Below are 20,146 nucleotides of genomic sequence, written 5' to 3' on the forward strand. Positions count from 1 at the left end.
ACAAGCAAAACTTTCAGCAAGTGCAAAATGCTCGATAAACTTGCCCTTTCCACACTTTGCGCACGCTAAACTCACAACAAACCAACGCAAAAACTGATTGAGGCAAACAAAGAACCTTGCCTGTTTTACGGCTTGAGTAAACCACGAATTTTAGGGTAAAAATGCTCATTTGCCGACAAAACAAAACGAATGGCCGGAGAAATCCCAAAAGATTGAGCCCTAAATTGACCTCAGTTGCATAACGCCCGGTTAAGGGGCAACCAACGCCACTACCAAGCTTCAGCACAACACCGTAACCACAAAAACCAACGCATAATAAAAATGCCACGCGTTGGTTGTCCCTCTTGAACCGTTTGTTAGGCATTTACCAACGCATTGATATTATTGGGTTATTTCCCAATATTCTAATGACTCACCATCACTATCCACAACCATGTTTTTATAGATAAATCCATTTTTGCGAACAACATTCAGTGATGCTAAATTTTCAGAAGCGATTAAGGCAAAGACAACTTTGACTAAACCAGATTCAAAAGCAATTTGGCAAAGTTTATCAACTGAAAATGTTGCAATACCTTTACCCCGAACCTCAAACGCTACGTTGTAACCTATTTCAACTCGATAGTCGGACGGTGGGTTCTTAAAACCACAACTGCCAATTAGCTGGTCATTTAACTTTATAAAATACGGCAAAGACCAAATTTCACAAACTGAATCACGATAATGATTAAGAGAACGATCTAAAACATGCTTTGGTGGAACCCCGTCAAGAATATACTTGAACTCAGATTGACCATCACACAACATTCTTAGCTCATGCTCGTTTAGCTGAACGAGTTCCATAACTTCCCTATGCCTAACGCCCGGCTAAGGGGTTGACAACGCACCGCCGAACTCAAAAAAACACACCGTAAACACTGAACTTAAATTTTGAACTAAAGCCGCCACGCGTTGGCAATCCCTCTTGAGCCGTTTGTTATGCTTGTGCTCAAGTAAACTGCAGAACTAGACAACCAATTAATGCGGGTAAACCTGCAATAAAGAGAACCAAGCCTGTTTGGTAGTTAGCTCGATAATGCTCAACTTGCTCTTCTTCAAAATCATGTCCCTTTACCATTTTGTATACTTTATCGGTAACCGGATCATCTAATCGTGTCGTTTTGCTGTGTATACCACCTTCCCACATTAACTTTGCTAAAAGCCAAATAACAATCACGACAAAAAACAAAAAATCAGCTGGCCGCGTTGTAGCAAAAAGAGGAACATAATTAGATAAAGCGAAAACAATCAAAAAGGCCACTATATTGATTAAAAAGACTTTTCTCATCAATTCGGTCAATTTTTACTCCTAGAGCATAACGCCCGGCTAAGGGGTTGACAACGCACCGCCGAACTCAAAAAACACACTGTAAACACTGAACTTCAATTTTGCACTAAAGTCGCCACGCGTTGGCAATCCCTCTTGATCCGTTTGTTATGCAAATTCAATGAGATAAACTGACTTTACTCGATCAAAAGCCACGATTGCAATGGTTGAGTGATTCAAGAACCAACCCAAGCAAGAACTGCGATAAATAAGCCGCCAAAACAAAGTCCACCTTTCAGCAACAAACCAAGCTTTTGAATGAGACAAACTCAACAAGCAAGACTTTCAGAAAATGCGAAATACTCGATAAACTTGCCCTTTCCACACTTTGCGCCCACTGAATTGACAACGCGCCAGCGCTAAAACTGATTGAGGCAAACAAAGAACCTTGCCTGTTTTACGGCTTGAGTGAACCACGAATTTTAGGGTAAAAGTGCTCATTTGCCGACAACACAAAACGAATGGCCGGAGAAATCTAAAAAGATTGAACCCCTAAATTTACCTGAGTTGCATAACGCCCGGCTAAGGGGTTGACAACGCATTGCCGAACTCAAAAAACACACCGTAATCACTGAACTTCAATTTTGTACTAAAGTCGCCAAGCGTTGGCAATCCCTCTTGAGCCGTTTGTTATGCTACCTTTTTGCCATTGGATGGCTTGGATTCAATTGAAGAAGATCCCACAAGTTTCCATACAAGTCTTCAAACACTGCTACCGTTCCATAGTCTTCTTCTGTTGGCTCGCGGACGAAATTAATACCAATCGATTTCATACGCTTAAAGTCACGCCAGAAATCATCAGTATTTAGGAACAGAAATACTCGACCGCCTGCTTGATTCCCAATGAAATCATGCTGCTCTGGCTTCGAGGCTCTGGCAAGTAATAGCGTAACACCATGAGAATTTGGTGGAGCCACAACCACCCAACGTTTGTCTTGTTCAGGTTGATGAGTATCTTCAATAAGTTCAAATTTGAGTTTGTTTACATAAAAATCAATGGCTTCATCATAATCTTTTACAACTAAAGCAATATGGACAATGTTCTGTTTCATAGTATTCCTTATTGAAGATTTCGACTGGTAGCATAACGCCCAATTAAGGGGTGAGCAACGCCTCCACCCAAACCTAACGCATTGTGCCATAAACACTAAATTTGAAGTAGAAGCAAAAATGCCAAGCGTTGTGAATCCCTCTTAAATTGCTTGTTATGCGATTATTTTTTGTGCTTGACTAAATGCATAAACTCTTGCTTCTGTTCAATTAATGCCTTAGATGAGCCTTTTCTATTCATGAAAAGTGGCTCCATAAATTCAAGTGCCACCCGTATAACCCCGATTTGTAAAAACTTTGTATCTTGGTCATGCTCATCAGAAGGTGGGAACTTGGCTTCATACGCTTCTACTGCTTCTATCGAAGAATCAACGATTTCGTTGAGTTCTTTAAGGGTATGATAGCCATATTCTTTGAGCTCTGAAACTAACGAGTTTAGAGCGTTATCTGACGATGACTCCCTTGCAGGAAAACGCCATGCCAAATACGCCTTTAAGCTATCAGGGGTTATCTCTTCATCAAGTGTATGATTTTCATCTTGCTGTATATTTTTAATTAATGAACTCTGATAATCCTCTCTTAAACCTCGAATACTTTCAAACTGATCATCGGCAGTTTCAAATAATCCGGACAACGCATTGAGCTTACGTCTCAAATGTCTTGGAATATCACTTTCTTGTTTGTAGCTTAAATGATGAGCAACAACAGCCCACGCATCTTGCAAAATAGTCCTGACTTGTATTTCACATACGAGATTTTCTAAATCTGGATACCTAGCTTTCAAGTAATCCGCTTTCAATTTGACTAAGTAATGCAGAGCACCATAGCCAAACTGATCAACATCTGAACCCAAGATTTTGTCTACTTTTTCAACAATATCAAAATTATTTTCGACTACACTTTCGAGCACAGAACGATCCTTTGAGTACAAATAAACTACTCTTGCACCTGCAAAATCCGTTATTTCAGTAAATGGGTCATCATATGACTTACGGTAAATTTTTTCACAGAAACTAGCTTCTGTTTTAGTTCTAGCTGAAATACTAGCGGTTTCAACATCTAAGTTTGAGATACACTTCTCTAGAATAAACTGAACTTCATCACATAGTTTTTGATAAGACGGTTTATTTTTATGATATTTACGTATGTACTCCGGGTTTTGCTCCCAGACTAGGTCTACATATTTTTCTTTCATATAGCTCCTATTTAATGACTCTTCAATCGCATAACGCCCGGCTAAGGGGTTGACAACGCACCGCCGAACTCAAAAAACACACCGTAAACACTGAACTTCAATTTTGCACTAAAGTCGCCACGCGTTGGCAATCCCTCTTGAGCCGTTTGTTATGCAAATTCAATAAGATAAACTGACTTTACTCGATCAAAAGCCACAATTGCAATGGTTGAGTGATTCAAGAACCAACCTAAGCAAGAACTGTGATAAATAAGCCGCCAAAACAAAGTCCACCTTTCAGCAACAAACCAAGCTTTTGAATGAGACAAACCCTACAAGCAAGACTTTCAGCAAATGCGAAATACTCGATAAACTTGCCCTTTCCACACTTTGCGCACGCTGAATTGGCAACAAACCAGCACCAAAACTCATTGAGGCAAACAAAGAACCTTGCCTGTTTTACGGCTTGAGTAAACCACGAATTTTAGGGTAAAAAAGCTCATTTGCCGACAACACAAAACGAATGGCCGGAGAAATCGAAAAGATTGAACCCCTAAATTTACCTGAGTTGCATAACGCCCGGCTAAGGGGTTGACAACGCACCGCCGGACTCAAAAAACACGCGTAAACACTGAACTTCAATTGTGCACTAAAACCGCCAAGCGTTGGCAATCCCTCTTGAGCCGTTTGTTAGTTGCACAATGCACACTGAATTTTTTCTTTATTTTCAGTGATATATTCTATGTCATTTAGATAAGCTTGAAGATGACCTTGCTCTATATTTTCAGCAAAGGATTCATTACCATTTTGGGCTTCACTACGCATGAAGGTTACTAAAGCCTGTAATCGCTGAACCATAGCATCGGCTAATTGTTCTCTTTCTGATTCAGTTGCACCGTAACTGTCACAGAACAACTTAGCTCTAGCCACCTGCTCTAAAATTGTCCCTAGCTTATCATTGCTGTCCGTTTTGAATGGAGACCAACAATAAACTGAATATGCTAAATCCCATATTCTTGGTGCAGGGTGCGCTGTGTCGAAGTCAAACACACCGACAACTGTATTTTCTAATAGGGCGACATTGTAAGGTGTAAAGTCACCATGACAAATAACCTCAAATGGCTCTCTTGGCTCTAACATCCATCGGTGTACTTTGACATTAAGTTGCTCCAATAGTGGAACAGTTGAGTCATGTATTTTACGTAGTAATTTACCCGCTGAAATGAGTGCTTCATTTGTTGCGATTGCGCCAACTAACGGATAATTGTAGGTATCACCTGTTACAAAACTTAGGATTTCTTGGTCTTGATTTACACCAAGAAATTTTGGACTTTCATCTACCTTTGCTTGCTCAAGGTGTTTCAAAATTAGATGAATTGTAGAGCTCCATGACTGAAGAGGTCGATAGACGACTTCACCATCTCGATATATTACAGATTCTCTTCCGCCTGATAATTCTTCCACGATACCTCCCTGTGCAACTAACGCCCGCTTAAGTGGTGAGCAACGCAATGCGATACTTCCGCACACCACCTGAATCACTAAAATCAACGCATGTTAATAATGCCACGCGTTGCGAATCCGTCTTAAAGCGTTTGTTATGTTTAAAAGCCAAGACGCTCGCGGAATTTGTTTTTTTGTTGTTTAGACATGCATAGCCAGATTTTTTTTTGCATGTCTTTTGGCATATAAGACAACTGAAACTGGTCGAACTCACTTCGTAAATTTACTGAGTAATCATTAGCCCTGAAGTCAATATGATGTTTATCCATAAGCTCAAAGAGTATTCTCAAGCTATCAGGAGGTAGAGATTTACCATCTTTAATCTCCAGAGCCATATTATGTATGGTACTTCGTTTTTCAAATGCAACTTTCCACAATGCGCGCAAAGGATCAAGGCTAGCGTCAATTTGCTTTGCTTTTAGTGCCTTATCTAGAACTTTTTTACGTTCTTTTTGATCAAGTAGTTCGCGTTTGTTCTCATCAAGAACCACGATTTCCTCAAAGCGCAGAATACACGAAGAACCCACCCACAACTTATTGGAGTTGCCTCCATTTTCAATCAGAAAATGATATCGAAGTTCGTCATGCTCACACAGCTCACATTGCTCAGTAGCTTCACCGTAATCAACAACCTCACCACTAAAAACCCATTCTTTACAGGCATCACTAAAGATATCAGCTGTGCTTAGAGGAACTAAATTCGCAATGGATCTTTCAAGCCATGGATTAACTCTTTCAGTCATAGTTTCCTCCTTAAACATAACGCCCGGCTAAGGGGTTGACAACGCACTGCCGAACTCAAAAAACACACTGTAAACACTGAACTTCAATTTTGAGCTAAAGTCGCCAAGCGTTGGCAATCCCTCTTGAGCCGTTTGTTATGCAAATTCAATAAGATAAACTGACTTTACTCGATCAAAAGCCACAATTGCAATGGTTGAGTAATTCAAGAACCAACCGAAGCCAGAGCCGTGATAAATAAGCCGCCAAAACAAAGTCCACCTTTCAGCAACAAACCAAGCTTTTGAATGAGACAAACTCAACAAGCAAGACTTTCAGCAAATGCGAAATACTCGATAAACTTGCCCTTTCCACACTTTGCGCCCACTTAATTTACAACGCGCCAACGCTAAAACTGATTGAGGCAAACAAAGAACCTTGCCTGTTTTACGATTTGAGTTAACCACGAATTTTAGGGTAACAATGCTCATTTACCGAGAATACAAAACAAATGGCCGGAGAAATCCAAAAGATTGAACCCCTAAATTTACCTGAGTTGCATAACGCCCGGTTAAGGGGCAGACAACGCCACTACCAAGCTTCCGCATAACACCGTAACCACAAAAAACCAACGCATAATAAAAATGCCGCGCGTTGGCTGTCCCTCTTGAACCGTTTGTTATGTTTAATTTTTGAGCGCTTCTGCAATATTCCTAATACAACGCCTTGCAGACTCACTTACACCCGAAAGTTGATAGAAACCATGTATTACACCTAGGTAACGTTCACAATAAGCGTCAACTCCTTGGGAAAGAAGCAACCTGTACAACTGCTCTCCTTCATCTCGCAATGGGTCATACTCAGCTGTGATAATCATCGTTGGCGGTAAACCTTGAAAATCCTTTCTTGCCAATAGATTGAGTTCTGTTTCACTGACTAACCGCTCTGATTCACCCGCATAAAGCTGAAAACCCGACAGTAACATTTGAGCGGTAATAATAAAATCTGTACCGTTTTTCTGATAACTATCAGACGCCCCCAAGGGATCGACCATTGGATATATTAGGACTTGTTTTTCAGGTAGCCACAGCTTTTTATTTTTCAAGCGAAGTGCTGTAGCAAGAGCTAATTGTGCGCCAGCACTATCACCGACAAAAAACACATGTTCAGTATCACCGCCATATTTATGACCATGCTCTTTGATACCCAACGTGGTCTGAAATACATCATCATGAGCTGATGGATATGTATGTTCTGGTGCTAATCGGTACTTAATGCAAACCACTATAGTCTCTGATAGATGAGCTAGCTGCCTCAGTTGTGCTTCATGTGTTTCAAAACCACCACTAATGAAACAACCACCATGAAAGTAAATCGTGATTGGCAAATTAGCTTTATCGCTTGGCTTATAAACTTTGATTTGAATACCATCCAGCTCATCAACAAACTCATCGGCCATTTCAGGGCTAGAGCCAGCTAAAACTGTACTTGATAGATAACCTGCCCGACGATCAGAAATAGTTTGTTTTGATGGACAAGGTTTCCCACAAGAAATGAACTCTTCAACGAGTTCTTTAATGCCGCGCTCTAGATAGTTGCTCATATTTAATTCTTCGAATGTGTTCAAAGCTCAATATGATAGCCGAACACATATTGCTGTATATAAAAACAGTGGCAATTTGTGATGCTGATTAAACATAACGCCCGGCTAAGGGGTTGGCAACGCATAGCCGAACTCAAAAAACACACTGTAAACACTGAACTTCAATTTTGTACTAAAGCCGCCACGCGTTGACAATCCCTCTTGAGCCGTTTGTTAGGCCAACCAATTGACATCGACACTTTAAAAACCAAAGAACAGGGATTTTTACAAACTTAAAACCAACTAACCGATTAATTTATAAACCAAAATGCTAAATCAACAAAGAAACAAAAAACTAAAATTGAGCGATTTGGAAGAAAAGTGACGAGCGTAGCATGCTCGGCGGACGTTTGGATGCTGAAGGTTATTTTGCCGCTAAACTCACAACGAAAAGCAACTCAACGCGATCAAGAAACAGCAAATATGTGATGATTATTTATTGCTTAAGTTAAGCCACAAAACATGGAATTTACTGCTCAATTTCAACTCGATTTAGCTGATAAAAACTCACCTTGCCTAACGCTGCATTAAGTGGTGAACAACGCAGGTTGTGAACCTTAACTCTTGCTCGGAACACCGAGCGTTGTGAATCCACTTAAATGCCTTGTTAACCCTGTGTGCTGAGATGCACACGAAATATAAACCATATGTCACTAACGTGATGAAATTAAATTAATTCTCATAAGGAGAAATATTATGAACGATTTATTGCTTATTAAAAATGAAGACGATTCTGTTAATACTTACATCTTTAAAGAATTAAATTATAACAAAGAAAGCAATACAATGGATGTGGAATTATATCTTAATAAAGAAAGTCAACACACATTGAAGACTCTCTCTATTGCTGGGTGGTATTAATCATCAGCCATTTGAGATAAGTTGTTTTCTTCAGATTTGTCAGGTCTTGTACGGACGTGAACTCCGGTTTCTGTTTTTACAGCAACCAAGTCTAGTTTACCGTCCTTAGTCATATCGTAAGCACGTTCCACTGAGGTGAAATTTATATTACCTTCTAACAGAACTGCTTCGATTTTACCTGATTCATCTTTTCTAGCATCAACAACTTTACGTTTAGTCATAATTTCAATTTCCTTTTGTTTGGTGTTGTTTAGGGTTGAGCGCATACTAGCTGTAACTAGACTGTGCGCTACTAACTTATATTCAGATTTCATTTAAATATTGTCGTAAACTGGTGTTAGCGGTTTACTTGGGTAATTATCTTTTCGTCGCGGCTCTTAACACTAAAGATAACTGCGTTAGATTTGTACCTTGGTTAAATATTTAAAGTTTTTAGTTTGAAGACTTAATTACGAAAATACCAACTACCTAATGTAGTAATCGCAGTTATCACTGGTATTGAAAGGTTCCCTCCTACAACAACCAGTGTCGATACTAGAAAAAGTAGTACATAAAATCGTAATGTTTCCTTACTGTCGTTCAAATTATAACCTCATATTCACACCCTATTATCGTACTCGTATACAGGTTATTAGGGATAACCTGAGAGTTGTAAAGCACACCTTCGGTTAAGTTCTTTGTGTGCTGATACTTACGATGGTGAGATTATACATTGCAATCTATTGCACAAACAATTGAAAATCAAATGAAGTACGGTGTACTTCCAAGAAATAACCTCGTGCATGAATGTGTGAGAGGGTTAACGCCCGCTTAAGGGGCAGACAACGCTACTACCAAGCTTCCGCATAACACCGTAACCACAAAAACCAACGCATAGTAAAAATGCCGCGCGTTGGCTGTCCCTCTTAAAGCGTTTGTTATGCATGTACCACAACGCGAGCCATATGGTAAACGTCAACGTAGCTGCCATTTCTGAACGCATAAGCTTTCGACTCACCTTCAATCTCAAAGCCGAACTTCTTGTACAAGTTAATCGCTCGTTTGTTATCCACATAGACCGTCAATTCGATTCGTTTCAAATTCAGCCAGTTATCCGCTAAATCGATGACCGTTTTCAGTAAAGCACTACCAACACCTAAACCTTGAACATCGTCTTTGACGCCCATACCGAATGTACCGACGTGACGACGTCGCGGATTGGTACATAGCTCAAAGCCCAAATTACCTACTACTTCACCGTCCACTACTGCCACATACGCATAAACGTGCTCTGGAATATTCTGGAAACGTTTTTCCCACATATCTGAAGATGGAAGCGGAAGTTGTAATGTGCCTGTGTAGGCATTTGGGCACTCATAAATTCCTTTTATCGCTTTAGCATCTGATGGCTCTGCTCGCCTGACTTCAACAACCATAGTTCCTCTTTTCCTAAAAAATGCATAACGCCCGGTTAAGGGGCAGCCAACGCCATTACAAAGCTTCCGCATAACACCGTAACCACAAAAAACCAACGCATGATAAAAATGCCACGCGTTGGCTGTCCCTCTTGAACCGTTTGTTATGCTTAAGCTTCAATAACTTACGTTTCGCCTGAACCAAGATTAACTCAGCTTTGATTCACAAACAAAAGCCAAAGTGTAGAAAACCGAAATGACTCATAATTTTGAAAACCAGACTTTGAACTTTGCCAGTCAAAATGAAAAAACTAAGATCAAATTGCTGATTGAGCCAACCGCCCTAACCTCGCGCTTGCCCGAAAATTGATTGAGGCAACACTCTGAATTTCCAGCGCCAAAGAATAAGTGTCCGAAAAACAGCGCCCACTGAAGCCAACTTGCCGACAAACTCAAAACTAACCAGCCAAGGGGACAAAGAAAAACCTTAATCCACTGATTTTGCGTGATTAAGCATAACGCCCGCTTAAGGGGCAGCCAACGCTACTACCAAATTTCCGCATAACACCGTAATCACAAAAACCAACGCATAATAAAAATGCCACGCGTTGGCTGTCCCTCTTGAAGCGTTTGTTATGCGTTTTTTCCAACGACCCTTGCTCTCAGCATTTCTGACATACCTCTAGAACTGAGTTTCCATAAAGCTTGCGGTTTGTCATTATTAATTTCAATTAGTCCCATAGCCATAAACTGAATCCTAATTGTGTATAAATTCTGCCGATCTGTTGTAAAGATACTATTATTTCCATCTTGAATGTCTACATTGCTGAGATGTTGTGAAACAAATTCGCTTACTGCTGAGTCAAATGCAGTATCAGACAAAAATGGGGACAATAAAGAAAATAGTTCTCGCCAAGTAATGTTTGCCGTCCATTTACAGGTTTGTGAGGACTGATGAATTGAGTGGGCAATTTTATAGTATGAACCATGTAACTCAATAGTACTATCCCAATCAGCTAGCTCTTTTTCTGGTACTAGTACTTGATGACTACTCAATTCATCTAACTGGGCTATCAATGAGTCATTCTTTTTTCTCAGTTCATTTATTTCGGCTAACAGTTCAGGTGACGCTGCAGAATCAGCCCTAACCCAACCAACGGCAGGAAACATTTTTATCGTCTTATTCAGGCTTAAAGCAACCTCACCCGGTAACTGGCTCGCTTCTTTCCAAAAACGAACTAACCTATCGGTGCCTACTTTCTTTCTGAACTCTTGTAATTTTCTATATAAGTCTTCTGATTGCTCACTTTTACCACGAGGTAAATCATCTGGAGCTTCATGCAGTAAAGCGATAACTTTAATGCCTTTACTTACAGCGTAATCAAACTCTTTTTCAGTATAACTCAACCCATCTTCGGCAGTAGAACCATAACGACCACCAATGATAAGTAAATAGTAATCGCAATCGTCGATTACTTTCTTTATAAATTCCCACTGCTCTTCATCCGCTGCTGGAAAGAGTTCCATACCTGCTGGAATGCAATCCATTTCCATGAGTGTCTGGAGGACACTTTGTCGCTCTTCGACGAGGTCAACATAAGTCGAACTTACAAAGACTTGGTAGCGTTTATCCATTACTTCTCCATTTTATTTTTCACGCTAAAACTCGGGGGACTCTGACGCATAACGCCGCGTTAAGGGGTGAATGCCGCATAAACCAACTTTCTGCAAACCACTTTCACCACCAAATTTCACTGCATACCAAAAATGCCACGCATTGCGAATCCCGCTTAAGCAGTTTGTTAGGCTTAAGCTTCAATGACTTACGTTATACCAGAACCAAGATTAACTCAGCTTTGAGTCGCAAACAAAAGACAAAGACCAGAAAGCCAAAATGAATCATAGTTTTGATAATCAAACTTGGAATTTTGGCAAATCCGGTTTGAAGTTTGACAGCCTAGAAATGGATTTCTGATTGAGCCAACCGCCCTAACCTCGCGCTTACCCGAAAATTGATTGAGGCAATTCTCTGAATTTCCAGCGCCAAAGAATAATTGTCCGGAAAACAGCGCCCACTGAAGCCAACTTGCCGAGAAACACAAAACTCACAAGCCAAGGGAACAAAGAAAGACCATAAACCACTGATTTTTGGTGACTAAGCATAACGCCCGCTTAAGGGGCAGCCAACGCTACTACCAAGCTTCCGTATAACACCGTAATCACAAAAACCAACGCCCAATAAAAATGCCGCGCGTTGGCTGTCCCTCTTGAAGCGTTTGTTATGTGTTTGTTTCCGTCATACCAACGTAGCCTGCTTGCTCTTGGAGTCTTTTGCACCACGCTTGAATATTGGGGTAATCGGATAAGTTAAATCCACCTTCATCAGCAACATGCGTATAGGCGTACAGTGCAATATCAGCAATCGTGAGTTGCTTACCGACAAGGTAATCCGTTTGGGCTAAGCGACTTTCCATTATTGATAAGGCTTTATTACCTCCAGGTTGTAAGGCGTGATATTCCTCTAACCTTGACTCTGGCATACCTTGATATTTTTGGATAAAACGGGCCACTGCAATAAATGGCTCATGGCTGTATTGTTCAAAGAACAACCATTCGTACATTTTAGCCTTTTCATATCTGTCACTAGGGATCAACGCTGTACCATCTGCAAAATAGCCAAGAATTGCGTTCGACTCTGACAAACAACGGCCATCATCCAAAACAACTGCGGGTATTTTTCCGTTTGGGTTAATGGATAAAAACTCAGCTGTTTTTGTGTCACCTTTTAAAATATTGACGTGATGCCATTCATGTTCAATGCCTAAGAAAGCAAGCAACAGCTTGACCTTGTAACAGTTTCCAGATTGGATATCTCCATAAACCTTCACTACAAATCTCCTTTTGTAAACTCAAAAACACATAACGCCCGGCTAAGGGGTTGACAACGCACCGCCGAACTTAAAAAACACACTGTAAACACTAAACTTCAATTTTGCACTAAAGTCGCCACGCGTTGGCAATCCCTCTTGAGCCGTTTGTTATGCAAATTCAATAAGATAAACTGACTTTACTCGATCAAAAACCACAATTGCAATGGTTAAGTAATTCAAGAACCAACCCAAGCAAGAGCCGTGATAAATAAGCCGCCAAAACAAAGCCCACCGTTCAACAACAAACCAAGCTTTTGAATGAGACAAACTCAACAAGCAAGACTTTCAGTAAATGCGAAATGATCGAATAACTTGCCCTTTCCACACTTTGCGCCCACAAGATTCACAACACGCCAACGCTAAAACTGATTGAGGCAAACAAAGAACATTGCCTGTTTTACGGCTTGAGTAAACCTCGAATTTTAGGGTAAAAATGCTCATTTGCCGACAACACAAAACGAATGGCCGGAGAAATCCAAAAGATTGAACCCCTAAATTTACCTGAGTTGCATAACGCCCGGTTAAGGGGCAACCAACGCTACTACCAACTTACCGCATAACACCGTAATCACAAAAACCAACGCACAATAAAAATGCCACGCGTTGGTTGTCCCTCTTGAACCGTTTGTTATGTTTTTTCCAACCAGCTGATTTTATTAAGAATAAACTTAGAAACCTCAACTAGTTTAAGACATTAGTGCCTTACTTCTAAAAAGTGTTTTTTTGCATGATAAGCAAATATGTTTATAACGAGGATCTGCATGAGCTGTTAATGGTTGAAAAATCACTTTGTCTGAACCACAACTAAAGCATTTAGCACTTTCTGGATCTGCCGTTTTACATTCGGGATGCTTTATCAAATAGTTCTCAAGTGTCGGCAATTTGTGCCAATCATCATCCTGTGGCTTCGAATATGATACGAAATAGTAGAATATTGCAGCCGCGCCTAAAACTAAAAGCAACCAAATGAAATCCATCTCTTTTTTCCTCAAGTTATCCCGAAAACATAACGCCCAATTAAGGGGTGAGCAACGCTACCACCCAACCTAACGCATTGTACCGTAAACACTAAAATTGAAGTAGAAACAAAATGCCAAGCGTTGGGAATCCCTCTTAAATTGTTTGTTATGTGCGTAACTCGCTCAGGAACACCTTTGCTTTTTTAGGGCTTGTTATTCTTACAAATTTAATATGACTATACTTAGGATCGTTAAGTAGTTCTGTGTAGCGAGACCGATTTTTACTGTACGTTTTCAGCGTCCAAAGAATGATAGAGTCTTTGCTAAGAAAAGACTTTCTGAACGACTCAACATTACCTGTTTTATCCCATAATTCCTGCTTGGTCACTGTACGAACTAAAGCCCTTTTCACAGCTTGAAACAACGTCCTTACAAAGGAGTAATCAACCCAAACAATGGTATCTACCCTGTTCCATTTTATTTCAGCAGTTCGGTTGTAGTTACCATCAAGAACCCAATGCTCGGCGCTTAACCTGTCAGCTAAATTAGCAAAGAACTCTTCATCTGAAGATTCTTGCCAATTGGGCTTCCAGAATATGGCATCCATTTCAACATAAGGGTACTTTAGCTCACTCGCAAGCAGGCGACTGAAAGTACTTTTTCCACTACCACTAGTGCCTATTACATTGATTCTTTTCATCGCCTGACCTGATTTTTTGCCTTAGCACATAACGCCCGCTTAAGGGGCAGCCAACGCTACTACCAAGCTTCCGCATAACACCGTAACCACAAAAACCAACGCATAGTGAAGATGCCACGTGTTGGCTGTCCCTCTTGAAGCGTTTGTTATGTTTCTTGGATTCATATACTAAGTGCAACACTAAAAAATAAAACAGTGAGCTGTCATAATCCCTATTTTTCCTCCCGCCAAGAAGTGAAAAATTATGGCTTATAAACAGCTCACCGAAGGGGACAGATATACTATCGCTGCCTATAAAAAGCAAGGCCTTAGCTATGCTGAAATCGCTCGGCTTACCGGACGCCATAAGAGTACCATTTCTCGAGAAATTGCTCGTAATCGATGTACTTACGATGGGGCCTATCGCCCTTTCAAAGCCGACCAACGCACTCGGACAAGACGCAGTAAATCAAGATGTAATCCGCGTATTACTCAGCAGCAATATAATCAAGTCATGCACTTTATCAAAAAAGACTGGAGCCCTGCTCAAGTCGTTGGAAGAATGAAACGATATAAACAGCCGACCATTAGCCATGAGTCTATTTACCAGTACATCTGGCGTGATAAAGCCAATGGGGGCGAACTTTGGAAACACCTACGACAATCGACCAAGCAACGGCGCAAGCGTTATGCTGCCTACGATAGTCGCGGAAGGCTCGCCAATAAACGACATATCTCTGAGCGTCCTAAAAGTGTCGAAACACGTAAAACGCGTGGACACTGGGAAATTGATACTGTCATGGGCAAAGGCTCTAAGCACTGCATCGTGACACTCGTTGAGCGCATGACCGGCTACACCCTGATTGGGCAAATGGATGACCGAACAACCGCATCTCTTAACCGTCGAACCATTCAAATCATGGGACGATTTGATGGCTTATTTACCACGATTACTGCAGACAATGGTACCGAGTTTAACCAATATGAGCTTATTGAAGCCGCCACCGATACTCGATTTTATTTTGCTAACCCACACCACTCTTGGGAGCGAGGAACCAATGAAAATACCAACGGACTTATCCGACAATATCTCCCCAAAGGCACCTCAATGGCGACGCTCACTCAAGCAAAGTGCAACGCGATTGCCCACAAGCTTAACAACAGACCCAGAGCTCGTCTGGGCTTTCAAACACCAGAGGAATGTTTTGTTGGATATTATCGCTGATCGTTGCACTTCAAACTTGATACTAAGAGCAAATAAAACCTTGATTTAATTGATTTTCAACTGTTCTGCGCTATATAGAACCCATGCACTATTAAGAGCTTCAAAACCAATTTTCGGATAATAACCTTGTGCTTTCGGTGCTGACAGTAAAACCAATTTACAGCTTGGGCTCAGCTCTTCTTTGGTCACTAAGATCAGATATTTACCTATACCATTGGATTGAACACTTTCATCAACAGCTAAATCAGACAGACAGATAGCAGCAATAATGGAAATCTGTCACTGAACGAGCAACACCGACAAGTTGATCGTTCAGCCATGCGGTCACAATTAAATTAGAGTTATCGAGCATACCCTGAATAGTTGACTCATTATCCAAAGGACGCCGCTCACCCAATGATGTTTTCTTCAGTAAACTCACGAATTGTTCAACTGAGATTGGATGGTTTACTTTGTACTCGATTTCCATTTTTCATCCTCTGGAGCTGAATTTGCTTATAACGCCCGGCTAAGGGGTTGACAACGCACCGCCGAACTTAAAAAACACACTTAAACACTGAACTGCAATTTTGCACTAAAGTCGCCACGCGTTGACAATCCCTCTTGAGCCGTTTGTTATGCAAATTCAATAAGATAAACTGACTTTACTCGATCAAAAACCACAATTGCAATGGTTGAGTGGTTCAAGAATCAGCCCAAGCAAGAACTGTGATAAATAAGCCGCCAAAACAAAGTCCACCTTTCAGCAACAAACCAAGCTTTTGAATCAGACAAACTCAACGAGCGAAACCTTCAGCAAAAGCAAAATGCTCGATAAACTTGCCCTTTCCACACTTTACGCCCGCTAAATTCACAACAAACCAACGCAAAAACTGATTGAGGCAAACACAGAACTTTGCCTGTTTTACGGCTTGAGTTCACCATGAATTTGAAAGTAAAAATGCTCATTTGCCGACAACACAAAACGAATGGCCGGAGAAATCCCAAAAGATTGAAACCCTAAATTCACCTGAGTTGCATAACGCCCGCTTAAGGGGCTGACAACGCGACTACCAAGTTTCCGCATAACACCGTAACCACAAAAACCAACGCATAATAAAAATGCCGCGCGTTGGAAGTCCCTCTTGAAGCGTTTGTTATACCCAACTCAAATTATCAAGTTTTTTATTGTTCCCTAATAGTTTTTGGAGTCGGATATGTATTTTTTTATCTAACTCCAACCCGCGAGTATCAACTTGCTCTTTAAGGTACTCTGCTGTTTTATCTAATAGCCATGATGTAAAGTCCCTAGACTCTTGCTCTAAAAGTCTTGTAATAGATAACCCTAATGTATCTTTGCTTGGGTCAATTACCTCTTTCGTCGTTGCATCATAGCCCAAAATTTTTAATTTAGATTTATCACTTATAGTAATGACACCATGGTTATGAGAAAGTGTATGCCTAACCTGAAATATTGCCTGTAAAGCTAAATTTAGTTCTCGAAGATTAGATTTTGGACTGTTCTTATTGTACCTTTTGGAGCCTATAAGTGCGAAGCAGGCCTTATCCACATTATCAAGGTCATGATAAAGTTGGTGTTCAAATACCAATTCAGGAACTGAAGCTTTGGTGATACCCCACAAGACTTTTACGTCTACTGCCCCACTAAGCTTTTCTGCGGGAACATAATGCCTAATAATTTTTGCCAAATTGATAAGACTAGTTTTATAAAATACTTCAAAACCATTTATAGCTTCGAGTAAAGCATTGTGCTCGGCGTACCACTTGTACTTTCTATATGTATCATCTTTTGGTCCACGATAATTCTGTGATTTAAGTTCAGCAAGTTCTTTTCTTGTTTCGTTAAGAGCCGTATGCCTACTTTCCAACCAATTTAGATAATTTTTCTGATGCTTTAGCAAAGCCTTAAACTGATCTAAAGCACTCGATTTACTAGATTGAGCTAAGTGCTTAATCTCCTTACTACTTGTTGAACTAACCTCTGTTCTATCTTCAAATTTCTGTATATTTTTTGCTCCTGACGTCCGAGCCATTATTGGTTTCTCCTAAAGATTATTATGCTGAACTCAAATAGGGTATAACGCCCGGTTAAGGGGCAGACAACGCCACTACCAAGCTTCCGCATAACACCGTAACCACCAAAACCAACGCACAGTAAAAATGCCACGCGTTGGCTGTCCCTCTTGAACCGTTTGTTATAAAGCAGATTTCCACTAAACGTTAATTTTTCCTTTGAGATAAAGAACGCCTTTACCTGAAATAACAATAGCTTTTTCTAAAACACGACACTTCAATACACCACCTCTCTTGGAGGCTTGGTAGGCTAATAAATCTGCCTTATCCAGTTTTTCTGCCCAATAAGGGGCTAAGCCTGAATGGATAGAACCTGTCACTGGATCTTCATCACCACCGTTTGCTGGCCAAAAATAACGCGATACGAAATCATAGTTGTCGGATTTAGCGGTTACAACAACATCTAAAGGTGCGAGCTGCTTCAACTGTTCAGAGATATAAGAAACGTCCAAAACTTCTTGCTCATTAGCAAAGACGGCAAAGTAGGCTTGCCTGTTTTTGAGAACCTCAATAGGTTCTTTAGATAGGCCACTCAAAAGCTGTGTTGGGATTATAGAAACAACTTCTGGCTTCTGGTTGGGAAACGTCATTTCAATGTCATTTTCCACATTGAGGATAACATTTAAGTTGCCAACTTCTTGGGTTATGAACTCAATTTGATTTTCAACGCCGAACTCATTAAACAATACATGAGCAGATGCTAAGGTGGCGTGACCACAAAAATCAATTTCAGTCATCGGTGAAAACCAACGAATCTCGTATTGGTTAGCACCTACATTTTTAATGTAGGCAGTCTCTGATAGATTGTTTTCAGCTGCTATATTTTGCATTAGTTCATCAGATAGCCAGTCTTCGACCGGCACGACTGCTGCTGAGTTTCCTCTAAACTGTTGATCTGTAAATGCATCAACTACGAATATATCCAATTCCAACGTATGTACTCCATTTGCTTTATAACGCCCAATTAAGGGGTGAACAACGCCTACACCCAAACCTAAAGCATTGTGCCATAAACACTAAATTTGAAGTATAAGCAAAAGTGCCAAGCGTTGTGAATCCCTCTTAAATTGCTTGTTATGCGTAATTTTTGACGTACTTTGTCATTGCTGTTTCCGAGACTGACAAACCGTCGATTCTATATTGATCTTTGAACTCTCCAACAACATCGAACCCTGCTTTTAGATAGAGGTTCTTTGCTGGGAAATTATCTGATAGTACACAAAGATCAAGCCAGTCAATTTCGGCTTTTTCTTGGCAGAAATTTATAACCGCATCAATGAGTCGTTGACCAATACCTTGCTTCCGGCAGGAAACATCTACGCCCATACCAAGTAGAACTCGATGAGAACGGCTATCATCACCGTGGTGGCGAAGATCAATGTGACCTTTGATACTTCCAGAGGTGTCTTTTACAACCCAGAGTTTTCTCCAACCTAAATCGCCAAAGTGATGGGAAAAGCCTTGGATAAACTTATCTTTTGTCGCTTCTGGAATTTCACTTTGCTCTCTGGACATTGGCTGGAAAAGAGGAACTTCTCCATTACCATTTTCAGACAGCTGATTTTCAAGATACGCAAAGAATGAATCTAAATCCGATTTTTCCGCTTCTACTACTTCCATCTAATACTCCGTCGTCCATCGATTACGCATAACGCCCAATTAAGGTGTGAAGCACGCAATGACCAAGCCACCGCATAGCACTTCAACACCGAAACCACCGCATACCAAAAATGCCACGCGTGCTGAATCACACTTAAATTGTTTGTTATGCCACTAGCGCTCACTGATTGCGACTTTGCCTGCCAGCCCAATAAGCAGAACTCCCGAGACACCCTCAAGTGCTCGTGAATAACGCTGAGAATTTGATCGACTAAAAACCCAACTACCGACTGAGGCATATAAAACGTTACACAGCGTAGCTAATGCGCTGAAGAGCAAACCAAGCACTAATAATTGCATTGATGCGGAGCCCGTAGATGTATCGACAAACTGAGGTAAAAATGAAAGGAAGAATAGTGCTACCTTCGGGTTCAAAACACTAACAATAACGCCTTGTATAAATACATTTTTGTTGGTTTCAACACTTTCACTAACCACTATTTTACTGCCTCCACGCCACATAGATATCAGAGACTGAACACCTAAATATACTAAGTAAGCGGCACCCAACCATTTTACCGCACTAAAAGCTACAGCAGAGCTGAGGATTATCGCGGACAAACCTAAACACGCAGCTAATGTATGTACAAAGTAGCCAACACCAAGACCAATTGCAGCTTTAAATCCAGTTGCAAGCTTGCCTTTCATTGTGTTTGAGACGATGTAGATTACGTCTGGGCCAGGTATCATATTAATAGCCAGACAAGCGACTACAAATAGTAATATTGCGTTTAAATCCATTTCCTTTCCTCCATGTTGAACGTCTTGTGGCATAACGCCCGCTTAAGGGGCAGCCAACGCTACTGCTAACTTTCCGCATAGCACCGTAATCACACAAACCAACGCATAGTAAAAATGCCGCGCGTTGGATGTCCCTCTTGAAGCGTTTGTTAGCTCTTTTTCTGCGGCCA

The 20,146-nt window shown here is 40.8% G+C and carries 19 protein-coding genes and 1 pseudogene; 2 read left to right on the forward strand and 18 right to left on the reverse strand.

The annotated features are described in order from the left end of the window. Positions 1-381 precede the first annotated feature (381 nt). The 7 genes from AACT42_RS01500 to AACT42_RS01530 all read right to left on the reverse strand — a co-directional run bounded on the left by AACT42_RS01500 (position 382) and on the right by AACT42_RS01530 (position 7,416). Positions 382-843 carry a GNAT family N-acetyltransferase gene (locus AACT42_RS01500; RefSeq protein ID WP_094183087.1) on the reverse strand — a complete coding sequence of 154 codons (462 nt, stop codon included), beginning with the start codon at positions 841-843 and terminating at the stop codon, positions 382-384. Positions 844-988: 145 nt separating this feature from the next. After that, the gene (locus tag AACT42_RS01505) at positions 989-1,327 is read right to left on the reverse strand and encodes a hypothetical protein (protein ID WP_370685859.1); all 339 of its coding nucleotides are present in this window, start codon (positions 1,325-1,327) and stop codon (positions 989-991) included. 674 nt (positions 1,328-2,001) lie between these two features. Next, positions 2,002-2,418, reverse strand: coding sequence for a VOC family protein (locus AACT42_RS01510; protein WP_017045395.1), 417 nt, complete (start codon positions 2,416-2,418; stop codon positions 2,002-2,004). Between the two features lie 161 nt (positions 2,419-2,579). After that, positions 2,580-3,611, reverse strand: coding sequence for a GTP pyrophosphokinase (locus tag AACT42_RS01515; protein ID WP_094183088.1), 1,032 nt, complete (start codon positions 3,609-3,611; stop codon positions 2,580-2,582). 669 nt (positions 3,612-4,280) lie between these two features. Beyond that, positions 4,281-5,054, reverse strand: coding sequence for an aminoglycoside phosphotransferase family protein (locus AACT42_RS01520; RefSeq protein WP_176432260.1), 774 nt, complete (start codon positions 5,052-5,054; stop codon positions 4,281-4,283). Between the two features lie 140 nt (positions 5,055-5,194). Further along, positions 5,195-5,836, reverse strand: coding sequence for a hypothetical protein (locus AACT42_RS01525; RefSeq protein ID WP_094131616.1), 642 nt, complete (start codon positions 5,834-5,836; stop codon positions 5,195-5,197). A 662-nt stretch (positions 5,837-6,498) separates the two neighbouring features. After that, the gene (locus tag AACT42_RS01530) at positions 6,499-7,416 is read right to left on the reverse strand and encodes an alpha/beta hydrolase (protein WP_094168040.1); all 918 of its coding nucleotides are present in this window, start codon (positions 7,414-7,416) and stop codon (positions 6,499-6,501) included. A gap of 735 nt (positions 7,417-8,151) precedes the next feature. Between AACT42_RS01530 and AACT42_RS01535 the strand changes: the two genes are divergently transcribed. Beyond that, positions 8,152-8,316: a hypothetical protein gene (locus AACT42_RS01535; RefSeq protein WP_176432261.1), complete on the forward strand. Its 165-nt coding sequence runs from the start codon at positions 8,152-8,154 to the stop codon at positions 8,314-8,316. On the opposite strand, the gene AACT42_RS01540 is transcribed toward AACT42_RS01535, so the two are convergent. The 6 genes from AACT42_RS01540 to AACT42_RS01570 form a co-directional block, all read right to left on the reverse strand. Further along, positions 8,313-8,537 carry a DUF3892 domain-containing protein gene (locus tag AACT42_RS01540; protein ID WP_176432262.1) on the reverse strand — a complete coding sequence of 75 codons (225 nt, stop codon included), beginning with the start codon at positions 8,535-8,537 and terminating at the stop codon, positions 8,313-8,315. The two genes, AACT42_RS01535 and AACT42_RS01540, sit on opposite strands and share 4 nt — an antisense overlap. A 696-nt stretch (positions 8,538-9,233) precedes the next feature. Then, entirely contained in the window at positions 9,234-9,731 is a 498-nt protein-coding gene (locus AACT42_RS01545) for a GNAT family N-acetyltransferase (RefSeq protein ID WP_094133540.1), read from the reverse strand. 612 nt (positions 9,732-10,343) lie between these two features. Beyond that, the gene (locus AACT42_RS01550) at positions 10,344-11,345 is read right to left on the reverse strand and encodes a DUF4062 domain-containing protein (protein WP_094168051.1); all 1,002 of its coding nucleotides are present in this window, start codon (positions 11,343-11,345) and stop codon (positions 10,344-10,346) included. Between the two features lie 644 nt (positions 11,346-11,989). Beyond that, complete coding sequence (locus tag AACT42_RS01560) at positions 11,990-12,598, reverse strand: glutathione S-transferase family protein (RefSeq protein ID WP_094131842.1); 609 nt, start codon at positions 12,596-12,598, stop codon at positions 11,990-11,992. 728 nt (positions 12,599-13,326) lie between these two features. Further along, positions 13,327-13,617 carry a hypothetical protein gene (locus AACT42_RS01565; protein WP_094183089.1) on the reverse strand — a complete coding sequence of 97 codons (291 nt, stop codon included), beginning with the start codon at positions 13,615-13,617 and terminating at the stop codon, positions 13,327-13,329. Between the two features lie 148 nt (positions 13,618-13,765). Then, complete coding sequence (locus AACT42_RS01570; RefSeq protein ID WP_088900015.1) at positions 13,766-14,299, reverse strand: shikimate kinase; 534 nt, start codon at positions 14,297-14,299, stop codon at positions 13,766-13,768. A 244-nt stretch (positions 14,300-14,543) separates the two neighbouring features. On the opposite strand from AACT42_RS01570, the gene AACT42_RS01575 reads away from it, so the two are divergent. Continuing rightward, on the forward strand, positions 14,544-15,503 hold the full coding sequence (locus AACT42_RS01575; protein ID WP_094183052.1) for an IS30 family transposase: 960 nt from the start codon (positions 14,544-14,546) through the stop codon (positions 15,501-15,503). 45 nt (positions 15,504-15,548) lie between these two features. On the opposite strand, the pseudogene AACT42_RS01580 reads toward AACT42_RS01575, so the two are convergent. The 5 genes and pseudogenes from AACT42_RS01580 to AACT42_RS01605 form a co-directional block, all read right to left on the reverse strand. Further along, a pseudogene (locus tag AACT42_RS01580) lies at positions 15,549-15,972 on the reverse strand (GNAT family N-acetyltransferase). A gap of 667 nt (positions 15,973-16,639) precedes the next feature. Further along, positions 16,640-17,536, reverse strand: coding sequence for a hypothetical protein (locus tag AACT42_RS01585; protein WP_217899771.1), 897 nt, complete (start codon positions 17,534-17,536; stop codon positions 16,640-16,642). Between the two features lie 180 nt (positions 17,537-17,716). Then, positions 17,717-18,508 (reverse strand): PhzF family phenazine biosynthesis protein, encoded by a 792-nt coding sequence (locus AACT42_RS01590; RefSeq protein ID WP_094167935.1) that lies wholly within the window; start codon positions 18,506-18,508, stop codon positions 17,717-17,719. 142 nt (positions 18,509-18,650) lie between these two features. After that, positions 18,651-19,196 (reverse strand): GNAT family N-acetyltransferase, encoded by a 546-nt coding sequence (locus AACT42_RS01595; RefSeq protein ID WP_094133198.1) that lies wholly within the window; start codon positions 19,194-19,196, stop codon positions 18,651-18,653. 153 nt (positions 19,197-19,349) lie between these two features. Next, positions 19,350-19,976 carry a LysE family translocator gene (locus tag AACT42_RS01605; RefSeq protein ID WP_045590234.1) on the reverse strand — a complete coding sequence of 209 codons (627 nt, stop codon included), beginning with the start codon at positions 19,974-19,976 and terminating at the stop codon, positions 19,350-19,352. Positions 19,977-20,146: the final 170 nt, after the last annotated feature.

The sequence above is a fragment of the Vibrio sp. V15_P4S5T153 genome (assembly GCF_963874485.1).
GTDB classification, from domain to species: domain Bacteria; phylum Pseudomonadota; class Gammaproteobacteria; order Enterobacterales; family Vibrionaceae; genus Vibrio; species Vibrio anguillarum.